General features: G+C 42.1%; 20 protein-coding genes. 16 read left to right on the top strand and 4 right to left on the bottom strand.

Features of this window, described 5'->3' with window-relative positions; all coding sequences use genetic code 11:
• Positions 1-162: 162 nt before the first annotated feature.
• The 4 genes from gggC to OCF96_RS03515 form a co-directional block, all read right to left on the bottom strand.
• Positions 163-1,710, bottom strand: a complete 1,548-nt coding sequence (gggC, locus tag OCF96_RS03530; RefSeq protein ID WP_261446423.1) for a streptosactin export ABC transporter GggC — start codon at positions 1,708-1,710, stop codon at positions 163-165.
• A gap of 138 nt (positions 1,711-1,848) precedes the next feature.
• The gene (locus tag OCF96_RS03525; RefSeq protein ID WP_261446422.1) at positions 1,849-2,616 is read right to left on the bottom strand and encodes a hypothetical protein; all 768 of its coding nucleotides are present in this window, start codon (positions 2,614-2,616) and stop codon (positions 1,849-1,851) included.
• A 15-nt stretch (positions 2,617-2,631) separates the two neighbouring features.
• Entirely contained in the window at positions 2,632-3,327 is a 696-nt protein-coding gene (locus tag OCF96_RS03520; protein ID WP_000054197.1) for an ABC transporter ATP-binding protein, read from the bottom strand.
• A 4-nt stretch (positions 3,328-3,331) separates the two neighbouring features.
• Positions 3,332-3,697 carry a GntR family transcriptional regulator gene (locus tag OCF96_RS03515; protein ID WP_000119149.1) on the bottom strand — a complete coding sequence of 122 codons (366 nt, stop codon included), beginning with the start codon at positions 3,695-3,697 and terminating at the stop codon, positions 3,332-3,334.
• Positions 3,698-3,836: 139 nt separating this feature from the next.
• Here OCF96_RS03515 and nrdR point away from each other — a divergent pair, with 139 nt between their 5' ends.
• The 16 genes from nrdR to OCF96_RS03435 all read left to right on the top strand — a co-directional run bounded on the left by nrdR (position 3,837) and on the right by OCF96_RS03435 (position 19,934).
• Positions 3,837-4,310 (top strand): transcriptional regulator NrdR, encoded by a 474-nt coding sequence (gene nrdR / locus OCF96_RS03510; RefSeq protein WP_001203672.1) that lies wholly within the window; start codon positions 3,837-3,839, stop codon positions 4,308-4,310.
• Positions 4,311-5,480: a replication initiation and membrane attachment family protein gene (locus OCF96_RS03505; protein WP_261446420.1), complete on the top strand. Its 1,170-nt coding sequence runs from the start codon at positions 4,311-4,313 to the stop codon at positions 5,478-5,480.
• On the top strand, positions 5,481-6,377 hold the full coding sequence (gene dnaI, locus OCF96_RS03500; protein ID WP_261446419.1) for a primosomal protein DnaI: 897 nt from the start codon (positions 5,481-5,483) through the stop codon (positions 6,375-6,377).
• Entirely contained in the window at positions 6,374-7,087 is a 714-nt protein-coding gene (locus tag OCF96_RS03495; RefSeq protein WP_261446418.1) for an NADPH-dependent oxidoreductase, read from the top strand. Before dnaI ends, OCF96_RS03495 begins: the two co-directional genes overlap by 4 nt.
• Before the next feature lie 13 nt (positions 7,088-7,100).
• On the top strand, positions 7,101-8,411 hold the full coding sequence (der, locus tag OCF96_RS03490; protein WP_001207696.1) for a ribosome biogenesis GTPase Der: 1,311 nt from the start codon (positions 7,101-7,103) through the stop codon (positions 8,409-8,411).
• A gap of 83 nt (positions 8,412-8,494) precedes the next feature.
• The gene (locus OCF96_RS03485) at positions 8,495-8,830 is read left to right on the top strand and encodes a hypothetical protein (RefSeq protein ID WP_261446476.1); all 336 of its coding nucleotides are present in this window, start codon (positions 8,495-8,497) and stop codon (positions 8,828-8,830) included.
• A 65-nt stretch (positions 8,831-8,895) separates the two neighbouring features.
• A complete protein-coding gene (locus tag OCF96_RS03480; protein WP_261446417.1) occupies positions 8,896-9,243 on the top strand; it encodes a hypothetical protein in 348 nt (115 codons plus the stop codon).
• A 33-nt stretch (positions 9,244-9,276) separates the two neighbouring features.
• On the top strand, positions 9,277-9,564 hold the full coding sequence (locus OCF96_RS03475; RefSeq protein WP_050079664.1) for a hypothetical protein: 288 nt from the start codon (positions 9,277-9,279) through the stop codon (positions 9,562-9,564).
• A 145-nt stretch (positions 9,565-9,709) separates the two neighbouring features.
• The gene (gene secA / locus OCF96_RS03470) at positions 9,710-12,223 is read left to right on the top strand and encodes a preprotein translocase subunit SecA (protein ID WP_033676535.1); all 2,514 of its coding nucleotides are present in this window, start codon (positions 9,710-9,712) and stop codon (positions 12,221-12,223) included.
• A gap of 186 nt (positions 12,224-12,409) precedes the next feature.
• A complete protein-coding gene (locus OCF96_RS03465; protein WP_261446416.1) occupies positions 12,410-13,441 on the top strand; it encodes a 3-deoxy-7-phosphoheptulonate synthase in 1,032 nt (343 codons plus the stop codon).
• A gap of 1 nt (position 13,442) precedes the next feature.
• Entirely contained in the window at positions 13,443-14,474 is a 1,032-nt protein-coding gene (locus OCF96_RS03460) for a 3-deoxy-7-phosphoheptulonate synthase (protein ID WP_033679822.1), read from the top strand.
• 44 nt (positions 14,475-14,518) lie between these two features.
• Positions 14,519-14,881, top strand: coding sequence for a holo-ACP synthase (gene acpS, locus OCF96_RS03455; protein WP_261446474.1), 363 nt, complete (start codon positions 14,519-14,521; stop codon positions 14,879-14,881).
• Positions 14,871-15,974 carry an alanine racemase gene (gene alr, locus OCF96_RS03450; protein WP_261446415.1) on the top strand — a complete coding sequence of 368 codons (1,104 nt, stop codon included), beginning with the start codon at positions 14,871-14,873 and terminating at the stop codon, positions 15,972-15,974. Before acpS ends, alr begins: the two co-directional genes overlap by 11 nt.
• 18 nt (positions 15,975-15,992) lie before the next feature.
• On the top strand, positions 15,993-18,008 hold the full coding sequence (recG, locus tag OCF96_RS03445) for an ATP-dependent DNA helicase RecG (protein WP_261446414.1): 2,016 nt from the start codon (positions 15,993-15,995) through the stop codon (positions 18,006-18,008).
• A 312-nt stretch (positions 18,009-18,320) separates the two neighbouring features.
• Entirely contained in the window at positions 18,321-18,803 is a 483-nt protein-coding gene (locus OCF96_RS03440) for a hotdog domain-containing protein (protein WP_261446413.1), read from the top strand.
• Positions 18,804-18,953: 150 nt separating this feature from the next.
• Complete coding sequence (locus OCF96_RS03435) at positions 18,954-19,934, top strand: acetylxylan esterase (protein WP_261446412.1); 981 nt, start codon at positions 18,954-18,956, stop codon at positions 19,932-19,934.
• The last annotated feature ends 67 nt before the right edge of the window (positions 19,935-20,001 follow it).

Genomic DNA, 20,001 nt, shown 5'->3' with positions numbered 1-20,001 from the left:
AAAACAGTATTTTGAGCTGACTTCGTCAGTTCTATCCACAACCTCAAAACAGTGTTTTGAGCAACCTGCGGCTAGTTTCCTAGTTTGTTCTTTGATTTTCATTGAGTATAAAAAGCAAGGAATTCGGGTTCCTTGCTTTTTAAAATCGTATGTTATAGACTATTACTTTTCTTTGCTTAAATGAATGACTTGGTCATAGTGTTTTAAGTCTTCTTCCGTGTAGTGGTGAATGACTTCAATGACTGTCTGAGGTAGGGAGAAGAGCAAGTCACTGATCTTTCTGCTATTTTCCGAGTCAAGATTGGCCTTAATCTCGTCTGCTAGGATGAGTTGGCTATTATGGTAGAGAGAGCGAGCGATTTCTAGGCGTTGTTTCTCGCCACCAGACAGACTATCATTGCTGAGCGTTCTATTTTTCAAATGATCTAATCCCGTTTTTTTGAGGATGTAAGTTAAACGTTCCTCCTTTTTATCCAGTCCCAGAAGGATATTGTCTTCCAGAGATAGCGTGTCAAAGTAATGGCTATCTTGGAGAATATAGGAACTAATACTTGTGATTTCTTGACGTGACAGGTTCTGACCAGCAAAGCTAATCTGTCCACTTGTCGGTGTCTCTTCTCCATGAATGATATTGAGCAGGGTTGTCTTTCCAGAGCCACTTTCCCCGATAATGGCGATTTTTTCTCCTTGCTTGATGTGTATGGAAATCGGAGACAGGAGGATATTCCCATCTTTTTCTAGGGAGATGCTGTTAAGCTGGATAGGGAAAATGTTTTCTATGCTTCTAGGCGAGATGGAGTCAGACTGACCCAAAAGTTTTTGGTATTTGTTGAGAAGAGTTCGAGTCGCTTTTCGGGTGTTGGTAAAATAAGCCAACTCTTGGAATTGATAGCCGATATTATGGGAAACTAGATAGATGGCCACAAAACTCGCCGCGTCTAAATAATTATAGTAGGTCATAAAGCCACCGATGACGATTGGTGTGACAGAACAAAAGGCATCGATGCTATTGATAAAGAGACTGTTTAAAGTTCGTTGTTTTTCATAGTTGATTTCGGCATCTAGACTGGTTTGTAATTGCTTTTGATAACGAGAAAAAAAGTAGTCTTGCCCCTGATAATGGCGAATTTGTTGGCTACCACCAATAAAATTTGTCAAGCTTGCTAAGTAGCTCTGGTTAACAGTGGACCGCTTTTCAGAAAGTGAATCCAAACGCTTGGATCCAATAGCACTGCAGAGTACAGGAAAGGAGTAGAAGAGGATGAAAATCAAACCCAAGTAAAAATTGGTCCATAGGGCATAGAGAATGGACACAGTTGTGAAGCCAAGAGAAGAAATGATGATGACCGTTGGCTCAATATAGCTTTCTTCTAGTTGCTTGACGTCGTTTTCTAGGTCAGACAAAATATCCTTTTCATCAATCTCATAACTGTTTAAAAATCGCTTGAAAATAGCACTCTTGATTCCATATTTGAAGTCAGTAATCAAACGGGCGTAGTAATAGCGTTTCCCAGCCAAACCTAGTAAGAGGATGAGATTACCAAGGATTCCTAGAATCAATACTTTCCAAAGAATGCCTAGCTCTTGATTGGTAAAACTAGCAACAATATTTTGAACAAGGGCTGGTGTGATAATCGCTTCCAGCCAAGTAATGGCAATAGAAAAGAAGTAAAGTACGAGGTGCTTCTTGGTAACAAATCTTCTCAGCATAAAGAATTGACCTCCTTATAGATATACATGTAATTAGTTTTAAAGTCATTATACTCCTTTTTATTAAATACTTCATATAAAAATGTAAGTCCTGAGAACGAAAAAAGCCTAGCGAGTTATTGTCGCTAGACTCTAATATTATTGCAAATTAACCTTGTTTTTCAAGATATAGTAGGTTCCGAGGTAAAATATAGCTATGAATATGAGCTCTTCAATAATACCCGTACTTGCTCCCATATAGAAATTATCATTAAATCCTGCAAGTGAATTGACATAGAAGTTCGCACTGGTATTGAAGAAGACTTCTACAAATCCAATGACGATTTGGATACCGATATAAGCTACAATGGCTAGTGCGGTACGGTATTCATTGAACAGTTGTCCGATGGAAATAGCCAAGTAGATGCAGAGGATTCCTGAGATGGTATTTAGTAGGAAGGATACCCCCATAAGAGAGAGTTGAGGAAGGAATGTTCCTACAAGTGGAATCAACTCAGAATTTGATATCCATTCTGGAACCGTTATGGTAACAATAATAAAAGCGCTTAGAGCTAGTACAGTGGAGCTAAGGATAGACCAAATGAAGGCTCCAACTAATTTGGCTGTGATGATATGGTGTTCAGAAACTGGCAAGGTCAAGGTCAGATAGCCTTGTCGGTCATAGACACTACCTTTGAATCGTTTAATAATCAAGAAAATGGTTGAAATCCCAAGTGTAATCATCAATCCACCAAAGACGAGAGCCAGAAAGAAAAGTAAGACAGGTTGGCTATCTTTGAAAGATACATAATTATAGTAGTGTACTTGCATTCCTATGAGAACGGAAAGAACTAGCACGGCAGCGTAGAGGGCTAAATACCACTTGTTAACATTTTTAAATTCATAACGAACTAAATTCCAAAACATAATAATCTCCTTTGCTTAGGCCTTAAATTCCTGACGGAAGAGTTGGTCAATGGATTCACCTGACTCATAGCGAATATCATCTACATTACCTTGACGGACGACTTTTCCATCTTTAAGGAAGACAATTTCATCCAAGATTGGCTCGATATCAGAAATCAAGTGGGTAGAAATCAAAACGGTAGAAGTTGGGGAGTAGTTGTTGATAATGGTATTGAGGATGTACTCACGGGCTGCTGGGTCCACTCCACCAATGGGTTCGTCCAGAACATAGAGACGAGCATCACGGCTCATAACCAAAATCAGTTGTACCTTTTCCTTGTTTCCTTTTGATAATTTCTTGAGACGACTATTTTCATCAATGCCAAGGTCTGCAAGTAGATGGTGGGCGCGTTCCAGATTGAAATCTTTATAGAAGGTCTTGAAGTAGGTTAGGGCTTCCTTGACCTTCATTTGTTCATTGAGATAGGTCGTATCCGGCAAATAAGCTACGATAGCCTTGGTTGCTGGGCTTGGGTCCATGTCGTTGATAAGGACGCGTCCTTGATCAGGTTGCAAGAGGCCATTGATTAGTTTAATCAGGGTTGTTTTCCCTGAGCCGTTTGGTCCAAGGAGACCAACAATTTTTCCAGCTGGGATGTCAAGAGAAACATTTTCAAGGGCTGGGGTTGCTCCATAAGATTTGGATACATTTTCAAATGCTAGTAATGACATAGGCTTAAACTCCTTTAATATAATCGCCGACTACGCCTGGTAGTTCTTCTTTTTCATAGCCAAAATGGGTCATGGAGGAAACGAAGTGTTCCAATTCTTCTTCTGATAATTGTTTGCGCGATTGGGCGATTAGCTCCTTATCCTCAGTCACAAATCGTCCAGTTGTTCGCTTACTGTAGACAAATCCTTCTCGTTCAAGGTCTGACAAGGCTCTTTGGATGGTGTTTGGATTGACACCGGCCTCGCTAGCTAGCTCTCTCACGGTTGGAAGTTGTTGATTGGGTTCCAGTGTATGGGAAACAATCTGAAGCTTGATTTTCTCCATAATCTGTAAATAGATGGGTTTTTTGTTGTCAAATGTCCAGGACATCTTGGTCTCCTTTCTTTTATCCTTTTGTCTTAATTAAATGATACAACAAAACAAAAAACTTGTCAAGCAAAAATAAGAATTGTTTTGGGAATCTCTTAAAAAATGGTATAATGAAAAGAAAACGATAAGGAGGGAAAGGATGCGTTGTCCAAAATGTGGGGCTACCAAGTCAAGTGTTATCGATAGTCGCCAAGCAGAAGAAGGGAACACCATTCGTAGAAGACGTGAGTGCGATGAATGCCAGCACCGTTTTACAACCTACGAACGGGTAGAAGAAAGAACCTTAGTGGTTGTTAAAAAAGATGGCACACGGGAACAATTCTCCAGAGATAAAATCTTTAATGGAATTATCCGCTCAGCCCAGAAACGTCCTGTGTCAAGTGATGAAATCAACATGGTAGTCAATCGTATCGAACAGAAACTCCGTGGTCGAAATGAAAATGAAATTCAAAGTGAGGACATTGGTTCACTCGTCATGGAGGAGTTGGCTGAGTTGGATGAGATTACCTATGTGCGTTTTGCCAGTGTCTATCGTAGTTTTAAGGATGTTAGTGAGTTAGAGAGCTTGCTCCAACAAATCACCCAGTCCTCTAAAAAGAAAAAGGAAAGATAAATGAAGCCAATTGACCGTTTTTCTTATCTAAAGAATAATCGGGTGTCGCAAGATACCTCATCTCTGGTACAGTGCTACCTCCCGATTATCGGTCAGGAGGCACTGAGCCTTTATCTTTATACAATCAGTTTTTGGGATAATGGTAGAAAGGAATACCTCTTTTCAAGTATTCTCAACCATCTTAACTTTGGAATGGATAGATTGATAAAATCCTTGAAAATCCTATCTGCTTTCAATCTCTTAACTCTCTATCAAAAGGGGGATGTTTATCAGCTAGCCCTCCATGCTCCTCTTTCGAGTCAAGATTTCTTGGAGCATCCTGTTTATCGCAGACTTTTGGAGAAAAAGATTGGCGATGCAGCTGTGGAGGATTTGAAAGTTGAGAGTTCTGAGGGAGAAGAAATATCTGTCTCCCTCAATCAAGTCTTTCCAGACTTGGCAGAACTAGGAAATCAAGGAGACCTTGGTCTCAAGAAGAAAGTGTCCAACGATTTTGACTTAGACCATTTTCGTCAGCTTATGGCTCGAGATGGGCTTCGCTTTGCGGATGAGCAGTCCGATGTCTTGAACCTCTTTGCCATTGCCGAGGAGAAGAAATGGACTTGGTTTGAGACTTATCAATTGGCTAAGTCAACAGCTGTTTCCCAGGTTATTTCAACCAAACGCATACGGGAAAAAATTGCTCAAAAACCTGTTTCCTCTGACTTTAGTCCTAAGGAAGCAACCATTATTAAAGAAGCCAAAAGTAAAACTGCCCTGCAGTTCTTAGCAGAAATCAAACAAACACGTAAGGGGACCATTACTCAAACAGAAAGAGAACTCTTGCAACAGATGGCTGGCTTGGGCTTACTGGACGAAGTCATTAATATCATTCTCTTGTTGACCTTTAATAAGGTAGATTCGGCAAACATCAATGAGAAATATGCCATGAAGGTAGCCAATGACTATGCCTATCAAAAGATTCATTCGGCAGAAGAGGCAGTCTTGCGCATTCGTGAGCGAGGGCAGAAGAGTCAGGCTCAAAAAAGCAGTAAACAGAGTCCTACCAAGTCCAATGTACCCAAGTGGAGCAATCCAGATTATAAGAATGAAACCAGCGAGGAAACTCGTCTGGAACTAGAACGTAAGAAACAAGAACTATTAGCTCGATTAGAAAAAGGAGGAGATTAGATGGAAAGTGTCGGAGACGTACTCAAGCGTCAACCTAGCCGTTTTCATTATCAAGATTTGGTCCAGAAAATCATGAAGGACCCTGATGTTGCGGCCTTTATCCAGCAAGAATCCCTCAGCCCAGAGGAATTGAATCGCAGTATCTCCAAATTTAACCAGTACATTACCGAGCGTGACAAGTTTCTACGTGGAGATACGGATTATATTGCCAAAGGCTACAAGCCGATTTTGGTTATGAATCATGGTTATGCGGACGTTTCTTATGAAGAAACTCCTGAACTAATCGCAGCGGAAAAAGAAGCGGCTATTAAGAATCGTCTCAAGTTAATCAATCTGCCAGCCAGTCTTAAGAAAGCTAGTTTAGCTCAAGTAGATTTGGATGATTTGGGGCGCTTACCAGTTTTTGAAAAGCTATTAGCCTTCGTGGAGCAATATCCAGCTATTCGAAAAGGTCTTTACCTATATGGAGATTTTGGTGTGGGCAAAAGTTTCATGGTGGCTGCCTTAGCCCATGATTTATCAGAAAAACGTGGTGTTTCATCCACTCTCCTCCACTATCCTAGCTTTGTCATTGATGTCAAAAATGCTATCGGTGATGGCAATGTTAAGACCTTGGTGGATGAGCTTAAGCTTTCTGAAGTCCTGATTTTAGATGATATTGGTGCCGAGCAATCAACACCTTGGGTGCGTGACGAAATCCTGCAGGTCATTCTCCAATATCGGATGCAGGAAAATTTACCGACTTTTTTCACCTCCAACTTCGACTTTGAAGAATTGGAGCATCATTTCGCTAAAGGGAAACATGGAAATGACGAAACCTGGGAAGCTAGACGGGTCATGGAACGCATCCGTTACTTGGCCGAGGAGACTCGTTTAGAAGGAGTGAACCGCCGATGACAGAAACAATCAAATTAATGAAGGCTCACACTTCAGTGCGCAGGTTTAAAGAGCAAGCCCTTCCTCAGGAAGACTTGACTGAAATCCTGACAGCGGCCCAAATGGCCTCGTCTTGGAAGAATTTCCAATCCTACTCTGTGATTGTGGTACGAAGTCAAGAAAAGAAAGATGCCTTATATGAATTGGTACCTCAAGAAGCCATTCGCCAGTCAGCTGTTTTCCTTCTCTTTGTCGGAGACTTGAACCGAGCAGAAAAGGGAGCACGACTCCATACGGATACCTTCCAACCTCAAGGTGTAGAAGGTCTCTTGATTAGTTCGGTCGATGCGGCCCTTGCAGGTCAAAATGCCTTGGTGGCAGCTGAAAGCTTGGGCTATGGTGGTGTCATTATTGGCTTGGTGCGGTACAAGTCAGAAGAAGTAGCAGAACTCTTTAATTTGCCTGACTACACCTATCCTGTCTTTGGGATGGCACTAGAATTACCAAATGAAGAACATGAAGTCAAACCTCGCTTGCCATTGCATCAAGTGGTATTTGAGGAAGAGTATCAGGAACAAACAGTTGATGTGATTGAGGCTTACGACCGTGTACAGGCGGACTATGCTGGAGCGCGTGCGACCACAAGCTGGAGTCAGCGCCTAGCAGAACAGTTTGGTCAAGCAGAACCAAACTCAACTAGAAAAAATCTTGAACAGAAGAAGTTATTGTAGAAAGTGAGAAATTATGGCCCTACCAACTATTGCCATTGTAGGACGTCCCAATGTTGGGAAATCAACCCTATTTAATCGGATCGCTGGTGAGCGAATCTCCATTGTAGAAGATGTCGAAGGAGTGACACGTGACCGTATCTATGCAACGGGTGAGTGGCTCAATCGTTCGTTTAGTATGATTGATACAGGAGGAATCGATGATGTCGATGCTCCTTTCATGGAACAAATCAAGCACCAGGCAGAAATTGCCATGGAAGAAGCCGATGTTATCGTCTTTGTCGTGTCTGGTAAGGAAGGAATTACCGATGCAGACGAATACGTAGCCCGTAAGCTTTATAAGACCCACAAACCAGTTATCCTCGCAGTCAACAAGGTGGACAACCCTGAGATGCGAAATGATATCTATGATTTCTATGCCCTCGGTTTGGGTGAACCACTGCCAATCTCATCTGTCCATGGTATCGGTACAGGGGATGTGCTAGACGCTATTGTAGAAAATCTTCCAAATGAATATGAGGAAGAAAACCCAGATGTCATTAAGTTTAGTCTGATTGGTCGTCCAAACGTTGGAAAATCAAGCTTGATTAATGCTATCTTGGGAGAAGACCGTGTCATTGCCAGTCCCGTTGCTGGAACAACGCGTGACGCCATTGATACCCACTTTACAGATACAGATGGTCAAGAGTTTACCATGATTGATACGGCTGGTATGCGTAAATCTGGTAAGGTTTATGAAAATACTGAGAAATACTCTGTTATGCGTGCCATGCGTGCTATTGACCGCTCAGATGTGGTCTTGATGGTTATCAATGCGGAAGAAGGCATTCGTGAATACGACAAGCGTATTGCAGGATTTGCCCATGAAGCTGGTAAAGGAATGATTATCGTGGTCAACAAGTGGGATACTCTTGAAAAAGACAACCACACTATGAAAAACTGGGAAGAAGATATCCGTGAGCAGTTCCAATACCTGCCTTACGCACCGATTATCTTTGTATCAGCTTTGACCAAGCAACGTCTCCACAAACTTCCTGAGATGATTAAGCAAATCAGCGAAAGTCAAAATACACGTATTCCATCAGCTGTCTTGAACGATGTCATCATGGATGCCATTGCCATCAATCCAACACCGACAGACAAAGGAAAACGTCTCAAAATCTTCTATGCGACCCAAGTGGCAACCAAACCACCAACCTTTGTTATCTTTGTCAATGAAGAAGAACTCATGCACTTTTCTTACCTGCGTTTCTTGGAAAATCAAATCCGCAAAGCCTTTGTTTTTGAGGGAACACCGATTCATCTCATCGCAAGAAAACGTAAATAAAAAAGTAGAATCTGGAATGACATTTCCAGATTTTTTTGATAGAATGAAGTTGAAGAAAACGTTATCAAAAAGAGGTGTCGATGATGGAACATTTGTTTAAATTCTTATTTTTAGCACCTTACTTTTATTTTGATAACTGGATTGAAAAGGCCAACAGAAATAGTAAATTTTTCCCAATTTTGTACTATTTTTACTGGGTTTACATCCCCCTCTATTCTCTTTTTAGCCTTGCTTGGACAGTTGTTTCAGTTCTGTTTTTCAATATCGTCTTGAGAAATGTGACAGATATCAAGTTTTGGGGCATTTGGTTTCTTTTTCTTCTGCTAGCTATTGTTATGAATTGGTTAACTTATTCCTGTTTCAGAAAAATGTTTCGCTTGAGACGGGAACTAGGGAAGTCTAAAGGTGGAAGGCATTGATTTATATTGGTAATAACACTTAATAGAACGAAACTAAAGAAAACAATTTCAAAGAGGAGGTGTCGATGATGAAACTGTCCTTTAATTGGTTTCATTTGATACTCTTATTTCCTTGTTTTTATTTTTTCTATTGGATAGACAATGCTGACAGAAACAGTAAAATTTTCCCCATCTTCTACTATTTTTACTGGATTTATATTTCCCTTTTAGCTCTGTTTAGCTTGGATATGACAATTTTTTCATTCTTATTTTTCCCTTTTGTTCTGAGCCATGATTCAGATGCTAGTACTTGGGGTGTTGGGTTGCTTTTGATAGTCATATCTCTAGGCAGTGACTGGTTAACCTATATCTTTTTCAAAAACATGCTTAGACTAAGAAAGGAGTTAGGAAAGTCTAAGGGTGGAAAGTATTGATTCATATTGGTTTCTATTTGTAGGAGGTAGCTTATGGCACATCTAAAATCATTTATTACACGCTATTCTAAGGTCTATATTGGTTTAGTTCTGTTGATCTGGATTGCTTTCTTCTTTCTTCCTTGGGGCAGTCCGATTCTGGGGGGGAAGATTGACCTCTTCAGCATACAGAAAGTCTTGCTAGTTTTTGGCATTCTGTCCATTTTGATGGCTTTGCTGTCCAAGAAAGTCAGTCTCTTTGTTTTTGGATTGATCTGCTGTCTTTCTCTTTGGATTAACTTATTTATCCTATTTGCCATTTTGCCGATTTTTGGCAATTAAAGTCTCATAAAAATCAGAGAGGTTAGCTTGGGAACTAGCCTCTTTTTCCTTTTCAAAATGGGGATTCTTCCTTGAAAATAATCAGTAATTGTGCTAAAATTAAAAGAACATTCTAAAATATTCGGAATTTAAAGTAAGGAAAAACATGGCTAATATTTTAAAAACAATTATCGAAAATGATAAAGGAGAAATCCGTCGTCTGGAAAAGATGGCCGACAAGGTTTTCAAATACGAAGACCAAATGGCTGCTTTGACTGACGACCAACTAAAAGCAAAAACAGTTGAATTTAAAGAACGTTATCAAAATGGAGAATCACTAGATTCATTGCTTTATGAAGCATTTGCGGTTGTCCGTGAAGGTGCCAAACGTGTCCTAGGTCTCTTCCCATATAAGGTTCAGGTTATGGGGGGAATCGTTCTTCACCATGGTGACGTGCCAGAAATGCGTACAGGGGAAGGGAAAACTTTGACTGCGACTATGCCGGTATACCTCAATGCTCTTTCAGGTAAAGGGGTTCACGTAGTTACGGTTAATGAATATCTATCAGAACGTGACGCGACTGAGATGGGTGAATTGTACTCATGGCTAGGTTTGTCAGTAGGGATTAACTTGGCTGCCAAATCTCCAATGGAGAAAAAAGAAGCCTATGAGTGTGATATTACCTACTCAACCAACTCAGAAATCGGATTTGACTACCTTCGTGATAACATGGTCGTTCGCGCTGAAAACATGGTACAACGTCCGCTTAACTATGCCTTGGTCGATGAGGTTGACTCAATCTTGATTGACGAGGCCCGTACACCTTTGATTGTATCAGGTGCTAATGCGGTTGAAACTAGTCAGCTCTACCACATGGCAGACCACTATGTAAAATCGTTGGACAAAGACGACTACATCATTGATGTGCAGTCTAAGACTATTGGTTTGTCTGATTCAGGGATTGACAAGGCTGAAAGCTACTTCAAGCTTGAAAACCTTTATGACATCGAAAACGTAGCTTTGACTCACTTTATCGATAACGCCCTTCGTGCCAACTACATCATGCTTCTCGATATTGACTATGTGGTGAGCGAAGAGCAAGAAATCTTGATCGTCGACCAATTTACAGGTCGTACCATGGAAGGTCGTCGTTATTCTGATGGATTGCACCAAGCCATTGAAGCCAAAGAAGGTGTTCCAATCCAAGATGAAACCAAGACATCTGCCTCAATCACTTACCAAAACCTTTTCCGTATGTACAAGAAATTGTCTGGTATGACAGGTACAGGTAAGACTGAGGAAGAAGAATTCCGTGAAATCTACAACATTCGTGTTATTCCAATCCCAACAAACCGTCCTGTTCAACGTATTGACCACTCAGACCTTCTTTATGCAAGTATCGAGGCTAAGTTTAAGGCGGTTGTCGAAGACGTTAAGGCTCGTTACCAAAAAGGTCAGCCTGTCTTGGTTGGTACAGTAGCGGTTGAAACCAGTGATTACATTTCTAAGAAATTGGTCGCAGCTGGCGTTCCTCACGAAGTCTTAAATGCTAAAAACCACTATAAAGAAGCCCAAATCATCATGAATGCTGGTCAACGTGGTGCTGTTACTATCGCAACTAACATGGCCGGTCGTGGTACCGACATCAAGCTTGGTGAAGGAGTTCGCGAATTGGGTGGACTTTGTGTGATTGGTACAGAACGCCATGAAAGCCGTCGTATCGATAATCAGCTTCGTGGACGTTCAGGTCGTCAAGGAGACCCAGGTGAGTCACAATTCTACCTATCTCTTGAAGATGACTTGATGAAACGTTTTGGTTCTGAACGCTTGAAGGGAATCTTTGAACGTCTCAACATGTCTGAAGAGGCCATTGAGTCTCGTATGTTGACACGTCAGGTTGAAGCAGCGCAAAAACGTGTCGAAGGAAATAACTACGATACCCGTAAACAAGTCCTTCAATACGATGACGTCATGCGTGAACAACGTGAGATTATCTATGCTCAACGTTACGATGTCATCACTGCAGATCGTGACTTGGCACCTGAAATTCAGGCTATGATCAAACGTACGATTGGTCGTGTCGTTGATGGTCATGCGCGTGCCAAACAAGATGAAAAACTAGAGGCAATTTTGAACTTTGCTAAGTACAACTTGCTTCCAGAAGATTCTATCACGATGGAAGACTTGTCAGGCTTGTCTGATAAGGCCATCAAGGAAGAGCTCTTCCAACGTGCCTTGAAGGTTTACGATAGTCAGGTTTCAAAACTACGCGATGAAGAAGCAGTTAAAGAATTCCAAAAAGTCTTGATTCTACGAGTGGTGGATAACAAGTGGACAGATCATATCGATGCCCTTGATCAATTGCGTAACGCGGTTGGACTTCGTGGCTATGCTCAGAACAACCCTGTTGTTGAGTATCAGGCAGAAGGTTTCCGTATGTTTAATGACATGATTGGTTCGATTGAGTTTGATGTGACACGCTTGATGATGAAAGCCCAAATTCATGAACAAGAAAGACCACAAGCAGAACACCATATCAGTACAACAGCGACTCGTAATATCGCTGCACACCAAGCAAATATGCCTGAAAATCTGGATTTGAGTCAGATTGGACGGAATGAACTTTGCCCATGTGGTTCTGGTAAGAAGTTTAAAAACTGTCACGGTAAAAGACAATAAAATGAGATAGTTTAGAGGCGGATACCTTGTGAAATGTAATACTCAATGAAAATCAAAGAGCAAACTAGGAAGCGACCCGAAGGCTGTACTTGAGTACGGCAAGGCGAAGCTGACGTGGTTTGAATTTGATTTTCGAAGAGTATAAATTTTTACTTGGTATCCGTTTGCTATATAAGGAGATGAGTTATGGTATTTACAGCAAAAAGTCCTAAAATTAATATTGAAGAAGTTCGTGCCTTATCAAAATTAGAAGGCCAAGCTTTGGAGATAAAATCACAGCGCGATCAAGAGCTAGAAGCCATTATACGTGGAGAAGACCAGCGGATTCTTTTGGTAATCGGGCCATGCTCATCTGATAATGAAGAAGCTGTCCTTGAGTACGCTAAACGTTTGGCAGCTTTGCAAGAAGAAGTGGCAGACCGTATCTTTATGGTTATGCGTGTTTACACTGCCAAACCTCGTACTAACGGAGATGGCTATAAGGGCTTGATTCACCAGCCTAATGCGACAGAAGCGCCTAGTCTTATCAATGGAATCAAAGCCGTTCGCCATCTTCATTATCGTGTTATCACAGAAACAGGTATGACAACAGCTGATGAAATGCTTTATCCTGAAAATCTACCGCTTGTGGATGATTTGATTTCTTACATGGCGGTTGGTGCCCGTTCGGTTGAAGACCAGCAACATCGATTTGTGGCAAGTGGGGCAGATTTTGCGACTGGGTTTAAAAATCCAACCTCTGGAAATCTCAATGTTATGTTTAATGGAATTTATGCCGCTCAAAATAAACAAAGCTTCCTTTTCCTAGGAAAAGAAGTGGAAACAACTGGTAATCCTCTTTCGCACGCCATTCTTCGTGGAGCAATTAATGAGTATGGTAAGAATATTCCTAACTACTACTATGATAATTTGATGGATACCATTGCCCAGTATGAGAAAATGGGCTTGGAAAATCCTTTTATCATCGTCGATACCAATCATGACAACTCTGGTAAGCAATATATGGACCAGATTCGAATCGTCCGCCAGACCTTGATTAATCGTGATTGGAATGAAAAAATCAAGCAGTACGTTCGTGGCTTTATGATTGAGTCTTATCTAGAAGACGGCCGTCAAAACGAACCGGAAGTATTTGGCAAGTCTATCACAGACCCTTGCCTTGGCTGGGAGAATACGGAAGCCCTTGTCAGAGAAATCTACCAAACGCTAGGAGAATAAGATGGCATTTATTGAAAAAGGTCAAGAAATCGATATTGAAGCAATCAAGGCGGAAACCCAATTGTCTGCGGAAGCCTTGCGACTAAAGGAGCGCCGTGATAGAGAATTGGCAGACATTATTTCAGGAGAAGATGACCGTATCCTTTTGGTGATTGGTCCTTGCTCTTCTGATAATGAAGAGGCTGTCTTGGAATATGCCCGCCGTTTATCCGCCTTGCAGAAGAAGGTGGCGGACAAGATTTTCATGGTTATGCGTGTTTATACTGCTAAACCTCGTACTAACGGAGACGGCTATAAAGGTTTGGTTCACCAACCAGATACCTCTAAGGCTCCAAGCCTGATTAACGGCTTGCAGGCTGTACGCCAGTTACATTACCGCGTGATTACAGAGACTGGTTTGACAACGGCAGATGAGATGCTTTATCCGTCAAATCTTGTCTTGGTAGATGATTTGGTCAGCTACCATGCTGTTGGGGCTCGTTCTGTGGAAGACCAAGAGCACCGTTTTGTGGCTTCAGGAATTGATGCACCAGTAGGGATGAAAAATCCAACCTCTGGAAATCTTGGGGTTATGTTTAACGGCATCTATGCCGCTCAAAACAAACAAACCTTCCTCTTCCATGGCCAAGAAGTTGAGACTTCAGGTAATCCCCTGGCCCATGTCATCCTTCGTGGTGCAGTTAATGAATATGGGAAAAATGAGCCTAACTTTTACTATGAAACCTTGCTAAATGCCATTGAACGTTATGAGGCAATGGGACTTGAAAATCCTTTTATCCTCATCGACACCAACCATGATAACTCAGGCAAGCAATATATGGAACAGATTCGAATTGTTCGCCAGACTTTGCAAAATCGTGATTGGAATGAGAAGATTAAAAAGACGGTTCGAGGCTTTATGATTGAATCTTACCTAGCAGATGGTCGTCAAAACCAACCAGAGGTCTTTGGTTGTTCTATTACTGATCCTTGCCTAGGTTGGGAAAATACAGAGACCTTGGTAGAAGAGATTTATGCTACCTTGACAAAATAAGTGAAAAGGATGGAGTTGGGGAATCTCAACTCCTTTTGATGAGAATGATAGTTGGACACGGAATTGACATCGAAGAATTGGCTTCGATAGAACGCGCAGTTACACGACATGAAGAATTTGCTAAGCGCGTGCTGACAGCTAAGGAAATGGAACGGTTTAACAGTCTTAAAGGGCGCAGACAAATCGAATATTTAGCTGGTCGCTGGTCGGCTAAAGAGGCCTTTTCCAAGGCTATGGGATCTGGTATTGGAAAGCTCGGTTTTCAGGATTTAGAAGTCTTGAACAATGAACGCGGGGCGCCTTATTTTAGTCAGTCACCATTTTCAGGAAAGATTTGGCTGTCTATCAGCCACACAGATCAGTTTGTGACAGCCAGTGTCATTTTGGAGGAAAATCATGAAAGCTAGTCCACATAGACCAACCAAAGCTCTGATTCATCTGGGAGCTATTCGACAAAATATTCAGCAAATGGGGGCTCATATCCCTCAAGGAACGCTCAAATTTGCAGTAGTCAAGGCTAATGCTTATGGACATGGAGCAGTCGCTGTTGCCAAGGCGATTCAAGATGATGTTGATGGTTTTTGTGTTTCCAATATTGATGAAGCCATTGAACTTAGACAGGCTGGGCTCAGTAAGCCAATCCTCATTTTAGGAGTTTCTGAAATCGAAGCTGTTTCTCTTGCTAAAGAATACGACATCACCTTGACAGTGGCTGGGTTGGAGTGGATCCAAGCACTCTTAGATAAGGAAGCGGACCTAACTGGATTGACAGTTCACCTCAAGATTGATTCAGGAATGGGACGGATTGGTTTTAGAGAGGCTAGTGAAGCTGATCAGGCTCAAGACTTGCTCCAACAACATGGTGCTCGTGTTGAAGGGATTTTTACCCACTTTGCTACTGCAGACGAAAAATCAGATGACTACTTTAATGCCCAGTTAGAACGGTTTAAAACTATTTTGGCCGGTATGAAAGGTCTTCCAGAGCTGGTTCATGCTAGCAATTCTGCAACGACTCTTTGGCATGCAGAGACTATTTTCAATGCAGTTCGTATGGGAGATGCCATATATGGCCTGAATCCTAGCGGAGAGGTTTTGGACTTACCCTATGACTTGAAACCAGCCTTGACCTTGGAGTCTGCTCTGGTTCATGTCAAGACAGTTTCAGCTGGAGCTTGCATGGGATATGGAGCAACTTATCAAGCGGATAGCGAGCAAGTCATCGCGACCGTGCCAATCGGCTATGCGGATGGATGGACACGAGACATGCAAAATTTCGCTGTCTTGGTAGATGGGCAAGCTTGCCCAATCGTCGGTCGGGTTTCTATGGACCAAATCACTATTCGTCTGCCTAAGCTTTATCCGCTAGGAACAAAGGTGACCTTGATTGGTTCCAGCGGGGACAAGGAAATCACAGCTACTCAGGTAGCGACCTACCGTGGAACCATTAACTACGAGGTGGTTTGTCTCCTCAGCGACCGCATTCCGAGAGAATATTATTAGAAAAGAAAGGAGTGGAGCATGAATCTACATCAACCCTTGCATGTCTTACCTGGTGTGGGACCAAAGTCAGCAGAAAAATACGCCAAACTAGGAATTGAAAACTTGCAAGACCTCTTGCTCTACTTTCCTTTCCGTTACGAAGATTTTAAGACCAAGCAAGTCCTAGAACTGGAAGACGGTGAAAAGGCAGTCCTGTCTGGTCAAGTCGTGACTCCTGCCAGTGTCCAGTATTATGGTTTCAAGCGCAATCGTCTGCGCTTTAGCCTCAAGCAGGGAGAAGTCGTTTTTGCGGTGAACTTCTTTAACCAACCCTACCTATCTGATAAGATAGAGTTGGGAGCAACCCTTGCTGTCTTTGGAAAATGGGACCGCGCCAAGGCTAGTCTGACTGGGATGAAGGTCCTGGTTCAGGTGGAAGATGACCTCCAACCTGTTTATCGTCTGGCTCAGGGAATCAGTCAGGCCAGTCTGGTCAAGGTTATCAAGACAGCCTTTGATCAGGGACTGGACCTCTTGATTGAGGAAAATCTGCCCCAGTCCTTGCTGGATAAATACAAACTCATGTCCCGTTGTCAGGCTGTTCGTGCTATGCATTTTCCTAAGGATTTGGCAGAATACAAGCAGGCTCTTCGCCGTATCAAATTTGAGGAACTCTTTTATTTCCAAATGCAGTTACAGACGCTCAAGTCTGAAAATAGAGTTCAGGGAAGCGGCCTGATTCTGAACTGGTCTCAGGAAAAAGTGACAGCCGTTAAATCAAGACTTCCTTTTGCCCTAACTCCAGCTCAGGAAAAGAGTTTACAGGAAATTTTAACTGATATGAAGTCTGACCATCACATGAATCGTCTCTTGCAAGGAGATGTGGGGAGTGGAAAAACGGTGGTCGCTGGCTTGGCCATGTTTGCGGCGGTGACAGCTGGTTATCAGTCTGCCCTCATGGTGCCGACAGAAATCCTTGCAGAGCAACACTTTGAGAGTTTACAGAGTCTCTTTCCAGATTTGAAACTGGCTCTCTTGACAGGTTCTTTGAAAGCTGCAGAAAAGAGAGAAGTCTTAGAGACTATTGCCAAGGGTGAGGCTGATTTGATTATCGGAACTCACGCTCTAATTCAGGATGGGGTGGATTATGCTCGCCTTGGCTTGATTATTATCGATGAGCAGCACCGTTTTGGCGTGGGGCAAAGGCGTATTTTACGGGAAAAAGGCGACAATCCTGACGTCCTTATGATGACGGCGACTCCCATTCCACGGACGCTGGCCATCACAGCTTTTGGAGATATGGATGTTTCCATTATCGACCAGATGCCAGCAGGACGGAAGCCTATTGTGACGCGTTGGATCAAACATGAGCAACTATCTCAGGTTTTGTCTTGGTTAGAGGGAGAAATTCAAAAAGGTTCCCAAGCCTACGTCATCTCTCCCTTGATTGAAGAATCAGAAGCTCTGGATCTGAAAAATGCCATTGCTTTATCAGAAGAGTTGACAGCTCATTTTGCAGGTAAGGCAGAAGTGGCTCTTCTACATGGTAAGATGAAGAGTGACGAAAAAGACCAGATCATGCAGGATTTCAAAGAGAGAAAAACGGATATTCTGGTTTCGACAACGGTTATTGAGGTCGGGGTTAACGTTCCCAATGCGACTGTCATGATTATCATGGATGCCGATCGCTTTGGACTCAGCCAGCTTCACCAGCTCAGAGGTCGTGTCGGTCGGGGAGATAAGCAGTCCTATGCAGTTCTCGTTGCTAATCCCAAGACCGATTCTGGGAAAGACCGCATGCGCATCATGACAGAAACCACCAATGGATTTGTCCTTGCGGAGGAAGATTTGAAAATGCGCGGATCGGGTGAGATTTTTGGAACCAGACAGTCAGGTCTCCCAGAGTTCCAAGTGGCTGATATTATCGAAGACTTTCCGATTTTAGAAGAAGCCAGAAAAGTTGCTAGCTACATTAGTTCCATAGAAGGTTGGCAAGAGGATCCAGAGTGGCGCATGATTGCCCTTCATTTGGAAAAGAAAGAACATCTAGATTAAGCTTTCTCTAAGGAAATCTTAAGCTAGATTTCAGGTTTGGACCTTATACTAGAGTCATCAAAAAGAAACGAGGACTCTCACATGACAGTAACGATTAAAGTAAATTACCAAACCACTTTCCAAAAGAAAGAAGCAAAAAACTAAGATTGAATAGAAGCAGAAAGAGCGAAATGCTCTTTTTTATTTTTATGAAATAATCGGCTATAAATCAAACTTAGTCAAGTGATAAAAAGATATTAGTCTTCAATTCTATTTACTCTTTGACGGAAACTTGATATAATGCCCCCATCTGAATAAGGAGGAGTGAAAAGAATGTTAGAAACTAGAACGATTGCAATCCAGGATAGGTATGGAGAACGATTCCAGCATTGTTGGGGTTGCGGCCCAAAGAATGATTTGGGTTTACATTTAAAAACCTATCCAAGTCTAGATGGGGAGTGTTGCATTAGTCGGATAAAGCTTGAAAATGCTTATACTGGCGGAGTTCCATCAAATGTCTTTGGAGGAATGATAGCGACTATTTTTGATTGCCATGGTACGGCGTCAGCAGCTTGGTTTGCCCATCATCAAAAAGGGTTAGAACTGACGGAAACTACTCTAATAGGACGTTTTATTACTGCACGCTTGGAGATTGACTACCTTAGTCCTAGTCCAATTGACGATGAAATTGTCGTCATTTCTACTCTGGAGGAATTAGGGGAAAGAAAAGAAATTATTTCTATGGAGATGACAGTAGCTACTAAAGTCCGTGCCAAAGCCAAAATGGTAGCAGTAGCTGTGAAGGATAATATGTAAAACTGAGTACTAGAAGTTTAAGATTACCTTCAGACGATAGGCTTGAAGGAAGAAAATCTAAATTCACTTTCTATTTACCCTTCTTTCTTGCATTGCTTTCTTAGATATGCTACAGTGATGGTAGCGATTACAAAATTAAAGGAGCATGTTATGAAAAATCCAGCTTTGTTAGAAGAAATCAAGACTTATAAAGGAAGGGATGAGGTTCCAGAAGACTTTGATGCTTTCTGGGATGGGGAAGTAAAAAAAGTTTCCACACTTCCAGCATATCAGTTAGAGGAAAGAGATTTCCACATTCCTCAAGTCAAGTGCTATGAGTTAACATTTGAAGGAAGCAAGAAAGGTAAGATCTATGCACGTGTTGTTCTTCCAAAGAGTGAGGAGAAGGTTCCGATAATCTTCCATTTCCATGGTTATATGGGACGTGGCTGGGACTGGGCTGACATGCTGGCCTTCACCGTGGCTGGTTACGGTGTTGTTTCCATGGATGTGCGGGGTCAGTCAGGTTATTCAGAGGACGGTTTGCGTTCTCCTTTAGGAAATACGGTTAAGGGACATATTATCCGTGGTGCGGTGGAAGGTCGGGAGCATCTCTTTTATAAGGATGTCTATCTGGATATTTACCAGTTGATCGAGATTGTTGCTAGTCTGCCTCAGGTTGATGAGGAGCGTCTTTCTAGCTATGGTGCTTCACAAGGAGGGGCTCTAGCCTTGGTTGCGGCAGCGCTCAATCCTCGGATTCAGAAAACTGTTGCCATCTATCCTTTCTTGTCAGACTTCAGACGAGTGCTTGAGATTGGCAATACCAGTGAAGCTTACGACGAACTTTTCCGTTATTTCAAGTTTCACGACCCCTTCCATGAAACTGAGGAGGAAATCATGTCGACCCTGGACTATATAGATGTGAAAAATCTTGCCCATCGTATCAAGGGTGAGGTTAAGATGATTACGGGCTTGGACGACGATGTTTGCTATCCTATTACCCAATTTGCGATTTACAACCGTCTGACCTGCGATAAAGCCTATCGCATCATGCCTGAGTATGCCCACGAAGCCATGAATGTATTTGTTAATGATCAAGTCTACAACTGGCTGTGTGGTAGTGAGATTCCTTTTAAGTATGTAAAATGATAAATGAGAGAGCCCAGTAGCTCTCTTTTTGTACAGAATCTAGTTAGCAAATATTCTAGTTCATATA

Source organism: Streptococcus mitis (assembly GCF_946190065.1).
Classification (GTDB): domain Bacteria; phylum Bacillota; class Bacilli; order Lactobacillales; family Streptococcaceae; genus Streptococcus; species Streptococcus mitis_DE.
Note: the sequence above shows the minus strand (reverse complement) of the source record. Positions and strands in the feature narration are given on the sequence as shown.